General features: G+C 36.9%; 11 protein-coding genes. 7 read left to right on the plus strand and 4 right to left on the minus strand.

Annotated elements, in window-relative coordinates:
- The first annotated feature begins 55 nt into the window (after positions 1–55).
- The 3 genes from EHQ62_RS01895 to EHQ62_RS01905 all read left to right on the plus strand — a co-directional run bounded on the left by EHQ62_RS01895 (position 56) and on the right by EHQ62_RS01905 (position 4,163).
- A complete protein-coding gene (locus EHQ62_RS01895) occupies positions 56–760 on the plus strand; it encodes an ABC transporter ATP-binding protein (RefSeq protein WP_135640552.1) in 705 nt (234 codons plus the stop codon).
- Between the two features lie 80 nt (positions 761–840).
- Complete coding sequence (locus tag EHQ62_RS01900; protein ID WP_341866956.1) at positions 841–3,222, plus strand: ABC transporter permease; 2,382 nt, start codon at positions 841–843, stop codon at positions 3,220–3,222.
- Positions 3,223–3,260: 38 nt separating this feature from the next.
- Positions 3,261–4,163 (plus strand): hypothetical protein, encoded by a 903-nt coding sequence (locus EHQ62_RS01905; RefSeq protein WP_135640554.1) that lies wholly within the window; start codon positions 3,261–3,263, stop codon positions 4,161–4,163.
- A gap of 29 nt (positions 4,164–4,192) precedes the next feature.
- Here EHQ62_RS01905 and EHQ62_RS01910 read toward each other — a convergent pair whose 3' ends face one another.
- Entirely contained in the window at positions 4,193–4,945 is a 753-nt protein-coding gene (locus tag EHQ62_RS01910) for a hypothetical protein (RefSeq protein ID WP_135640555.1), read from the minus strand.
- The gene (gene pyrE / locus EHQ62_RS01915) at positions 4,942–5,502 is read right to left on the minus strand and encodes an orotate phosphoribosyltransferase (RefSeq protein WP_135640556.1); all 561 of its coding nucleotides are present in this window, start codon (positions 5,500–5,502) and stop codon (positions 4,942–4,944) included. Before pyrE ends, EHQ62_RS01910 begins: the two co-directional genes overlap by 4 nt.
- 548 nt (positions 5,503–6,050) lie before the next feature.
- On the opposite strand from pyrE, the gene EHQ62_RS01920 reads away from it, so the two are divergent.
- Positions 6,051–6,683: a TetR/AcrR family transcriptional regulator gene (locus EHQ62_RS01920; RefSeq protein WP_135640557.1), complete on the plus strand. Its 633-nt coding sequence runs from the start codon at positions 6,051–6,053 to the stop codon at positions 6,681–6,683.
- Here the strand turns inward: EHQ62_RS01920 and EHQ62_RS01925 are convergent.
- The gene (locus tag EHQ62_RS01925) at positions 6,680–7,666 is read right to left on the minus strand and encodes a cytochrome-c peroxidase (RefSeq protein WP_135640558.1); all 987 of its coding nucleotides are present in this window, start codon (positions 7,664–7,666) and stop codon (positions 6,680–6,682) included. The genes EHQ62_RS01920 and EHQ62_RS01925 overlap by 4 nt on opposite strands.
- 317 nt (positions 7,667–7,983) lie before the next feature.
- Here EHQ62_RS01925 and EHQ62_RS01930 point away from each other — a divergent pair, with 317 nt between their 5' ends.
- Together EHQ62_RS01930 and EHQ62_RS01935 are read left to right on the plus strand one after the other, a co-directional pair.
- Complete coding sequence (locus EHQ62_RS01930) at positions 7,984–8,331, plus strand: LEPBI_I2431 family sigma-54 regulated protein (protein WP_135640559.1); 348 nt, start codon at positions 7,984–7,986, stop codon at positions 8,329–8,331.
- Between the two features lie 82 nt (positions 8,332–8,413).
- On the plus strand, positions 8,414–9,346 hold the full coding sequence (locus EHQ62_RS01935; RefSeq protein WP_135640560.1) for an ornithine carbamoyltransferase: 933 nt from the start codon (positions 8,414–8,416) through the stop codon (positions 9,344–9,346).
- 338 nt (positions 9,347–9,684) lie between these two features.
- On the opposite strand, the gene EHQ62_RS01940 is transcribed toward EHQ62_RS01935, so the two are convergent.
- Positions 9,685–10,152: a globin domain-containing protein gene (locus EHQ62_RS01940; protein ID WP_135640561.1), complete on the minus strand. Its 468-nt coding sequence runs from the start codon at positions 10,150–10,152 to the stop codon at positions 9,685–9,687.
- A gap of 259 nt (positions 10,153–10,411) precedes the next feature.
- Between EHQ62_RS01940 and EHQ62_RS01945 the strand changes: the two genes are divergently transcribed.
- The gene (locus EHQ62_RS01945) at positions 10,412–11,404 is read left to right on the plus strand and encodes an HpcH/HpaI aldolase/citrate lyase family protein (protein ID WP_135640562.1); all 993 of its coding nucleotides are present in this window, start codon (positions 10,412–10,414) and stop codon (positions 11,402–11,404) included.
- The last annotated feature ends 48 nt before the right edge of the window (positions 11,405–11,452 follow it).

The raw sequence follows: 11,452 nt of genomic DNA on the forward strand, positions 1-11,452 counted from the left end.
TGTTTTCCTACAATTGGAGGCTATCACCTGTCCTATATAATGGAAGTGATTTTTAGTGGACCAAGAAAAAAAATACAGTGAATCGATAATTGCCATCAAAGTAAAAAATCTGAAGAAAACTTTTTTCCAAGAAAATCTTACCATCCCAATTTTGAATGGGATTAGCTTCCAAATTCCTGAAAAGCAGATGGTGACTTTGATGGGCCCTTCTGGATCAGGCAAATCTACCCTGCTCAATATTCTGTCCTCTGTCGAGAGACCAACGGAAGGAAGTGTCAAAATATTCGGAGAAGAACTAGTGGGAGCCACCGAGGCAAAACTCACTGAATACCGTCGGAATCGGATAGGCATCGTATTTCAGTTTTTCCATCTATTCCCCTATCTTTCAGCAATCGAAAATGTATCCTTGCCCCTCCTCATCGCTGGAAAAAATAGAAAATCAGCTGAACAGAAAGCATCGGATCTATTAAATTTAGTGGGATTAGGAGAAAGATTACATTTCTCGCCTAAGGAGATGTCTGGTGGTGAAAAACAAAGAGTATCCATTGCAAGGGCAATGATTCACGATCCAAAAATTATATTCGCTGATGAACCAACAGGCAATCTAGACTCAAAGTCATCGAATATGATCATGGAAATTTTTAATACATGTTCGAGAAAGTTAGGTATCACAATTTTTTTAGTTACTCACAATGAAGAAATTGGAAAGTCCGGAGACGTCAATTATCGTATGTTAGACGGTGCGATCATTCAAAAATGATATATAGTTATTCATATTTCATAATTGGGCATTTCAAAAATGATCCGAGTAAATCATTATTAAGTATTCTTAGTATAAGTTTGGGAATCGCATTATTTGTAAGTACTCAAATAAATGCATGGAAAGCGGAAAAAAGCATCATAGACCAAACAGTTGGTTTTACTTCAGAAAATTTTTTAGGTCGCTTTGTTTACAAAGAAATTTCAGAAAAACCAAACAATCCAACCAACTTTATAAAAACCATATACTCCCAACTGCCAAACCATATCCTCATTGAACCAGAATTAAATTTAAAAAGTTTTTTAAAAATAGATGATCAACAAACCTTGAGCATTCCAATCATAGGAAGGGACTTAATTACCTCAAAGTCAATAAAAAAGGAAATTGATCCCAAAAAGAAAACCAAAAAGTATTTCTTTAGTAATTCATTGTTCCTCAAAACAAAATCTATGGTTTATCCAATTGTGATTACAGTGTGTAATGATGAGGTTTCCATTCCTGCCAACGAAATTGAACCAATTGAGCAAGATGGATTATTTATCATATTAGACATTGAGAGACTACAAAATATTTGCAAAACAAAATCATATACTCATATCAATCTTATTGACAATTCAAATTCAGATGAAAATCCCTCATACCAACCATCTCTCATTCACCCAAATTGGTTATATGAGTCCAAAAAAGAAATCACAGAAAGAGCGGGCATCGCCCTTGGATCACTGAAAATTAACCTAACGATCATTTCACTAGTATCCGTTTTGATTTCCTTTTTTATGGTTTCCAATATTTATTCGGGACTTTTTGCTTCTCAAAAAAAGGAATTCGGGATTCTCTTATCGATTGGCGGAACAAGGTTTTCAAACTTTTTCCTTTTTCTGGCACAAACAACTTGTTTGGCTATGATAGGAGGACTCTTCGGCAATTTCATTGGAGTATTTATATCAAAACTAAATCTATTTCAAACACTAAACACTTTAACAGATGTAAACCAAATCGATACATATTTAAATTTTCCACCAAAATTTATACTTTATGGTTTTTTGATTTCGGTAATCGGTTCACTTTTTAGTGCAATATTCAATGCGGTTAAGGCATACCATATCCTTCCTATCGAATTATTACGAGAAAAAAATGAATTCACAATTCCTAGTTCGCGCAAGATACCTACCTACCTCTTTTTTTTCTTTTCTTTCACATTTATATGCGTAGGTGTTTTCCTTGGTTTTTTAAAATTTGAAAAACAAATCATTCCAGGATTAGTTGGTATCGGATTTGTTATCATTGGATTTGTATTGCTAAACTTTTTAACAATTTCCCAATTTATCTCCATATTATCCAAGCTAACAAAAAGATTTTTCACGCATCCAAACTTTATTTTAGGAATAAAGGAAATTGAAGCAGATGCTTGGAAAAATAGTTTAACAATATCGACCATTATGTTATCAACCTCTTTAGTTTTCACACTAACGAGTCTTACTGATAGTTACGAGGCTTCGCTCGAACGATGGGTCGATCAGGAAAATAGGTCAGACTTTTCTCTAATTAATGAAAAAAAGTTGAGTTCTGGTGAGCCCGGCGTGCCTATCAATTTGTTATCTGAACTTGAGAAATCTGATTTATTTTCAGATGTAGAGCCTTTTTTTATTAATTCAAAGTTTATCGTAAATGGAAATTACTTTACATTACACGTTTTAAAGTTTAAAGAAAATCAGAATCAAAATGAATTACTTGTCTCAACTAATTTCTGTTTTCTGGAGAAACTATGCAAAGGAGACTCCATCGAAATCATTACGAAAAAAAAAGGGGTTCAGACCTTAAAAATCCAGGATGAGATTGAACATTTTTTTTCCGAACGTGGCACTATCGTAATGGATTATCAGTTATTCACTTCACTTTATGAAGAAGAATTTTTAAATTCAATTCGATTAACAACGACAGACGGAGTAAATAAAAAGAAAATGTTTAGTTTTTTAAAAAACATATCAGAAAAATACCAACTAAACTTTTTAGACCACAAACAATTAAAGGATCTTTATATCGCAGGCATGAACCAAGTCTTCAAAGTATTGGACAAACTTAAAATCTCTGCAATCGTTATTTCAGTTCTTTCCTTGATTACCTCTATTTTTTACTTTATCAAGGAAAAATCAAGGATCATTGCAGGCCTTAGGGCAATCGGGATGAGTTCGTTACAAATGTTTGGACTTTTGTTCTACCAAGTTTTTTATTTGTTGTCTCATGGTATTTTATCTGGGATTTTGAATAGTTTGTTGCTGTCACCAATCGTTGTATTTGGAATCAACAGAAATGCTTTCGGTTGGGAATTGGATTATACTTTCCCAGTTCACTTTGTAGCAAAACTTCCGATAATCATTCCAATATTTTCAATTTTCATTACACTCATTCCATTTTATTTTCTAACTAGAATGAGAATTTCTAAAGAGTTAAATTACGAATAATTCTTTACCGAAAACTGACCTCTACCTATATTTATACCATGGCTGGAAGTATCAAGGTTTGTTTGGAACTCGCAGATATCATTCGTAAAGAGAATCTAGAATCCCGTGAAAAAATACCCACATCCGATACCCACCTTCGCATTTGGTCTTCACAATTGGCGAGAAGCGAAGAAGATTTAAGAAAACTATTAAACGCACTTAGAGACAGTCATTTCATTTTTATAGTTAGCATTGTATCACCAGACCCGAATTTGTTTGTTTACGGGGAAGATGCATATGTTTTTGCAGAACCGTTTATTCTAAACGAACTCAAGAAACATTCAGAAGATTCCCTAGAAAAACTTTACGAAGCGAGTAATTATAAGCGAAAATCGGCTTTCCAAATCACCAGAGAACTGTTCCCCAAAATAAAAGAGTTCAATAACACTCCACTAGGTAGATCTATAAATTTATCAGTTATGTTGGAAGAATTCCAACGAATGTTAACTGCACAAAGTTACGAATATACGGACCAATGGCGACGAAATAAACTCCAGGAAATTTTTAAAGATGAGGTAATGATTGCAGATGAGTTGGCAAATAATTCCAACTTACGTGAAAGTGATCCAACGAAAAGAGCAGTTGATATCCTTAAAGACCAATCTCCAAAAGAGAAAATTGATTCAAATTGGGTTAAAGCGCAAGAAAACTTTTCAACAGAATTTTTGCTTAGAGTGCATTTTAGGAAATATGAATTCGACATAGTAAAAAAATTAATCCAATCAGGAAAGCTAAAGGAGGAAAAAGATATCAAATACGTAAGAGATACCATTCAAACAATGGAAAACAGAATGGAACAAGACAATCTGTTAAAACGATATGCCAATGAGATGGTAGAACTGAGGCGTTACGCACAAGCGAAACTAAATATGATTAGGCAAGGAGTTGGTTTGCAAAAATAGAAATGAAATGGAGTTTTTGAATCCAATTCTTATCGATTGAACCAACCTACCTTTTCCAATTGAGTGTATACCTGGAAGAAAAAAACAACCAAACAAATAAATACCAATCGCCTTTTCAATGAAAACTTTGAATTGATATGATTTTCCTTTTCCGGTGTGTACAATAGATACAGTATCAAGTTTATATTAAAAAATAATCCAAAAAATTCTTTTGTTAACAGGGGACTCTTTTCATTCAAATTCGGTGAATAAACAAAAATTAATAGTATCGCACTAGGTAAAAAGTACAAAGGAGTTTTTTTATTCCAAAGCCTATCATCCGTTAAATCTTCAGTCATTCTAACTCCAGATGATGACTCTAAAATCGAAACCAAAGTTCGGTAATCTGCTATATTTACAAGAGGATAAATCCTTTCCTTTGTCTCCAAAATAACTCGATCGTATCCTCTAAATTTATCAAGAGTAATCGTTTCCAAATCCTTTATTCTAATTGTAGCGCAGTTCCCATTTGAGTCGTATTGTTTCAGCATTCCACCTTCGACTTCAATTTTACCTGAAGAGAGAATCTCAATTTGTTTCACATAATTTCGACGGAGAAACCAAAAGAAGAGCCCCAACAAAGGAAGGAATATGGTGAAAAACTGAAACCTTCCTTCTTTTGGAATTTGCAAACTATTGTAGATCACAAACAGTATAAATAAAATCACTACTGACCAAGTTCGCGTTTGTAATTTCTTTTTAAATAATGCCAAATTGTATGTAAAAATCTTTTTTTCACTCATTGTAAAAACTCACTTTTAGTAAAGATAGAGTGCATAGAAATTTGCTCAGCATCCAAATTTTCTTTTCCCCCTTCTTCTCGATTTAAAATACAAATCCCATTTGTTACTTTAATCCCCACCTCACGAAGGACTTTCACGGCTTTGATGGTTGATCCACCCGTTGTGATCACATCATCCACGATAAGACATGTCTTAACGCCCTTCCAGAAGCCTTCAATTTGTTGGCCTGTGCCATGCCCTTTCGATTCTTTCCGAACCACCAAAGGGTATATCAATTTTCCCCTTTTTTGATAAGCGAGCGCAATCGAATAGGCAATAGGGTCTGCACCCAATGTCAAACCACCTACGGCATCGAACTCAATTTGCATTTTTGGAATGATTTCATCGACGAAACAATCTGCCAAAACAGACAATCGTTCTGGATGTAATGTGATTTCTTTACAATTGAAATAATGGTGGGATTCTAATCCACTTGCGAACCGAAATGGTTTCTCAGAATAACGATAGACAAATGATTTCATCCACTGGAATAACTGCTCACGATTGGAATGGGACATATTCTAATTATTTACCTTCCTTTGCTGTGAATACAAAAAATTGAGTCTCATTGAGAAGACTAGACATATGTTTTGACAGACCCTCCTCCTTTCTTGAGATTCACGCCCTTGTAATTCGCTATTTTCTAAACACTCATTTTTCTTCCTTCCTTCCAAGTAACCCACATTGGGTTGCTTTTAGTATTTCTCAAATTTTTGCACGCTGGATTTCCGTTACTCAATTTACTGCCCTAGGGAAAGGGATCATTGACCCCATATTTTATATTTACGTGTTTGGAGTTCGATTTAAGAGTTTCCTCAGTAAAATTTTATACTCAGTGTAAAATTACTTTAAAAGTAAATTTTCCTTGACTGTATATTTAGTTTTACTGTAAATATTATTGCTATTTCCTTTTTCTGGAGAGAATTGCGAGTGCATTTGGGAGCTTTCCAATTCGATTTTGAACTCGGATTTCGAATTTTTGTCGGTAGTTAAATAAAGCCAATGAAGAATCGAGGAATGAAAGACGGGGACCAAACCTTAAATACGTAACCTAAAGTAGCGAAAGATGATCACTAAATTGCCATTACGAATTCGAAAAAAAATCGCAACGGAGGAGATGATTCTCTCGAGTGCGAAAGGGCTTTTTTTAGAAAAAGGTTATTCCCAAGTGACAGTGCCGGAAATCGCAGACCATGCCAATGTTTCCGTAAAAACCGTCTTCAATTACTTCGGAACAAAGGAAGAGATCGCATTCCGAGAGGAGATTTTGTTCTGTGATCGCCTCATTTTGCACATTCTCTCTAGGAAAAGAGACCAATCGATTTTTGAAGCGTTTCAAGATTTCGTTTGGAATTTGATTCATTCCATTGATCCAGAAAATTTAATCGAATCACTTCCTGGTTTCCATCCGTGGATGGATGATCCAATTTTAGAGCAACGATATTTACAGCTATGGGAAAATTACGAAAGAAGGATTTCCGATTCACTTCAAATGCAATTTGGAAGGATTGGATACGACCCCGTTTTACGTGTCGCAGCGTGTCAGATGGTGGCTATTTTGCGAACTTTGGGATCCAAAGAATTTAAAGAATATTTAAAACCGATTCCTTCTGCGTTACGATACCGTGCGCTTGAAAAATGGATTCTCGGATCCTTTGAACTATTGGTTGGGATCCGAGAATGTTTAAAAATAGACTAATTGACGCGTGATTTATCTGCTAGACTTCCTAGGAATACGACAATCTTTTTCGTTTCTTCTTCCGATAGATTGATCCCTAATTGGTGGTAAGCCATTTTTTGGACTGCTTCTTCTATGGTTGCCACTTTTCCATCATGGAAATAGGGGCCAGTTAAGGTGATATTTCTTAAACTTGGGACCTTGAAGACAAATTTATCTTCTGATTTTTTTGTAAGATTGTATAAACCTAAATCTTCCGTTTTGAATTCATTGACAAGTCCCAGTTTTCGATAAGAATTCCCTCCGAGTAAATTTCCAGAGTGGCAAGAAGTACATCCAGCCGCTAAAAAGCTCTTAAATCCTTCTTGTTCTGCTTTTGAAAGTGCTTTATAATCCCCTTTCACGAAATCATCAAATCGCGAAGGCGTTACTAGGGTTCTTTCGAAAGCTGCAATTGCACCTGCTAGGTTATCATATGTGATCGGATTTTTCTCATTTGGGTATGCCAAAGCGAAAAGCTTAGGGTAATCTGGGTCTTCGTTTAGGCGCTTTAGTACTTCCTTCTCTGAAGGCATCGCCATTTCCACCGGATTTAAAATGGGACCTTTCGCTTGCGCCTTTAAATCAGCAGCTCTTCCATCCCAGAATTGCACAAAGTGAAAACCTGCATTGAGAACAGTTGGAGAATTCCTATCTCCATTTTTACCGAACGCCCCTGGAGAAGTAGGAAGATTGTCAACACCTGCGGACTTACCTTCTACATTGTGGCAAGAATTACAGGACTGGGTTTCATTCTTTGAAAGTTTTTTCTCAAAATAAAGTTTTTTACCGAGTGTAATTAGATTCACTGTGTCATTTTCTGAACCTGGCATTTTTTCAGGTAAGGCACCAATGATTTGTTTTGCTTTTCCTTGGACTTCTTTTGTTTCTTCTGATGGGCCACAAAAGACCAAGGAAAAGAGCGAGATGACGATTAGAAAAGGTGTAAATATTTGTTTGAGCATGTCTTTCCTCTTTCGGCTATATCGTTAGAAAATACCGAATTGGGCAAGTGAGAATTCATCATTTGGAAGCTTCCCAATGCAAACGGAGAAGTTCACAATCCGAAGAGGATTCCAATCAAACGGGAATTGGATACATTGTTATTTAACGAGCAAATTTCCTAAGAATCTAAATCGACCTGCTGATGGATTCAGCGAACTAAGGCAAATGCATGGCTATCGTATGCAACTTTTGTGAAAATCGACCCTTCTTTCATTTTATTTATGTTGGCACGAATCATGCAAGAGATTGTTGAACATCTCTCGTTTAGGAGCCATTTATGTTGAATACAAGAACTACGGACCGAATCACCGCATTGGATTGGGATGACCTTGTTTTAAAGATTTTTTCGATCAACGAAGTGCCCGAATATGCGATTACAAAAATTGGAAATATTTCGGAATTGGGAGTCAGCAGTTGGCTCCATTATGATATCGCTCTCAAAGAAAAGGATACTGTCACCGGAATCATTGAGAGTGATTTAACTCGATCCAGAATTTCATTCCGTGGAAAAATTGCGTGGCTAAAGGAAACCGAACATGGAATTCAATTTGGAATCAAATTTTCCGAGGAATTGATTTTGCCTAATTTCATTATCGCACGTTCCCTAGCAGAATCGGCAGCTTAAGAAAAATTATCATTTATTGGGTTAAATCGATGGAGATTCTCTCGATTTGGCGCATTGGCCGGCCGATACTGTAAGGGTAGCTATGTCCCAAGTCAAACATTTGATCTCCTGGCAAGATTGGACAGATGGAGAAATCCAAGAACTGTTAGATTTTGCAGTCTATGTAAAGAAAAACCGAGTGTATTTTTCTGGGCATATGTCTGGACGTTCTCTTGCCATGTTATTCCAAAAAACATCCACAAGGACCAGAGTATCCTTTGAAGCAGGTATGACTGAACTTGGTGGTCATGCAATTTTTCTGGATTGGATGGCTTCCAATTTTTTATTATCGGACATTGACTTTGAAGGGAAGTACCTTTCCAGCAATGTTGCCATCATCATGGCACGTTTGAAAAAACATGAAGATTTACTCGTTTTAAAATCTGGTTCCACAGTCCCAGTAATCAATGGCTGTTGTAATTTATTCCATCCATGCCAGTCGTTAGCTGATATTCTCACAATCGTTATGGATTCCCCAAAAGATTGGCAAAAAAAACAAGTATGTTATATCGGAGTCCACAACAATGTTGCCAATTCGTTAGTCGAAATTACGGCGGCATTAGGGATTCATTTGGTATTGGTCACTCCGATTGCAGCGAAAGAATCAATTGTAACAGATGCCATTGATCGAGCGAAAAAGAAAGGAACCGTTTCCTGGGAAATGGATGTAAAAAAAGCAGTCGCTTCCGCTGATTATGTTTACACGGATACTTGGGTGGATATGGAATTTTTCAATGATCCAAAATTCCAAAAAGAAAAGGAAGAGAGGATTCAAATGATGATGCCATTCCAAGTGAATGCAGAGTTAATGAAACACTCGAAGGCAAAAGTGATGCATGATATGCCAATTCATGCGGGTTATGAAATCACACGAGAAATGGTAGAGAGTGAACGATCCATTATTTTTACACAGGCTGAAAACAGACTCGATGCCCAAAAAGCAGTGATCCTAAAACTTTTAGAAAACCACAATTAAACCATCACGATTCAAAAACAGAAGATTCGCTCCCTCTCGAACTTCAAAATATTACATTCCATAAAAAATTTCCTAGCAAGCAAAGTTCGCCCGACTTCATAATTCCATCGCAGGAAAAATTCCAATGAGTGAGTCAATTCACTTAACCGAATGATGGAGTTATAGAATATTGGTGTATCGATCGATTCCAACGCAACGCCAATGGACAAGGAAACTAGGGCCAAATCTCCATTAGATTTTCATTTCTTTATACAATTACGTTTTCATTCAATCATTGGAAGATCATCGTTGAAAATTTTAGTTGAACAGTTCAAATGATTCGAAAGTTTATTAATTCCTTAACCATTGGATCCTTGGGAATTTTGGGTGTATTTCTCCCAAGGTGGTTCCTTCCGGTTCACCATCCAGGCACTAAATCCATCCAGGAAGTAGAGGAAATCGATTTTATCCTCATGTTCAAAATCAAATCCTTGTAATGCATCATCGTAACACTGGAACCAAATCATCCTTTCTTTTTCTGAGATGGGAAACGCAAAATGGCGCATTCTCATTCGGGCGGGTCCCCATTTTTCAATATAATAACTTGGACCACCTAACACTTGGATCATAAAGTCTGCTTGTTTTTCCTTCGCAAGTTCCCAATCACCCTGGAACATCCATCGGATTTCGGAATCCTTTATCCGATCATAAAAATCGGATACGAGCCTTCGGATATTTGGTTCACCCCATTTTTGAAAAAGGAGTCTGACTTGAGGATGGGAAGGTGGTGGTCCACCTGGAGGGGTGTAAATTTCGTTTGGTTCCAATGGAATTCCAGCTTCGCGAAAGGGACAGGAAGGGGAAGTCGATTTTCGACCGGAGCCGAAGGCGTAGCCCGGACTGGCCCGGCCCTTTGGGACAAAGGGTTCGCCCCACTCTTTCAGGAAGAGAGGGAAATTTTTTAGGGACTGTATGTTTCAACTGAGGGCATAGAGGAAATGGATCACAACAGATTTTGCCATTAAATCCTGGACGACAGGTAAAATTCACAAAACTTGGTAAAAAAATCCGAAAAAGGTATACTAAATGGCACTGACTCACCCGCAATCAGCTCTCTTTGCAGGAGAAAAACCTTTCCCTATCATCCCTGCTTGTGAACACTTCGCTGGATCTGAAAAACTCATCACAAAGGCTCTCGAGTTGCAAAACAAACTTGGCGGACTTTTCGACATTACGATGGACTGTGAAGACGGTGCTCAAACTGGGAAAGAAAAAGAACACGCAGAAATGATTGTTCGCATCCAAAACTCTGAACTCAATAAACATAAAATGAGTGGAGTTCGTATCCATGATTATACCAACGAACATTGGAGAGGTGATATTGATATCATCGTTCCAGGTGCTGGAAATGTGATTGCTTATATCACAATCCCAAAACCAACAAAAGCAAGCCAAGTAAAAGAACAAATCACTTACATCCAAGAAACATGCAAAAAAGCTGGCATCAAAAGAGAAATCCCAATTCACGTTTTAATTGAAACTCACGGTGCGTTAAACGATGTTTTTGAAATCGCAAGCCTTCCTTGGTTACAAGTGTTAGATTTCGGACTCATGGACTTTATCTCTGGTCACCATGGTGCAATCCCTGCATCTTGTATGAAATCACCTGGTCAATTTGATCACGAGTTGTTACGCCGTGCAAAATCAAATATGGTTGCAGCTGCACTTATGAACGGTGTGATCCCTGCTCACAACGTAACTTTGGATTTGAAAAACACTTACCAAACTTACCAAGATGCAAAACGTGCTCATGATGAATTTGGATTCTTACGTATGTGGTCGATTTACCCTGCACAAATCCAATCCATCTTAGATGCAATGGCGCCAAACTTCGCGGAAACACAAACTGCTTGTGATATCCTAATCAAAGCACAAGACGCTGATTGGGGACCGATCCAACATGATGGGGACCTTCATGACCGTGCAACCTATCGATATTTCTGGGAACTAGTCCAAAGAGCAAAACTCACAGGACAAAAACTTCCTGATGAAGTAGAAAAAAGATTTTTTTCTAAATAAGAAATTTTAGAAAAAAAAGTTTCAATCTTATTCGAAACTGAAATACAA

The organism is Leptospira jelokensis (assembly GCF_004769635.1).
GTDB lineage: Bacteria > Spirochaetota > Leptospiria > Leptospirales > Leptospiraceae > Leptospira_A > Leptospira_A jelokensis.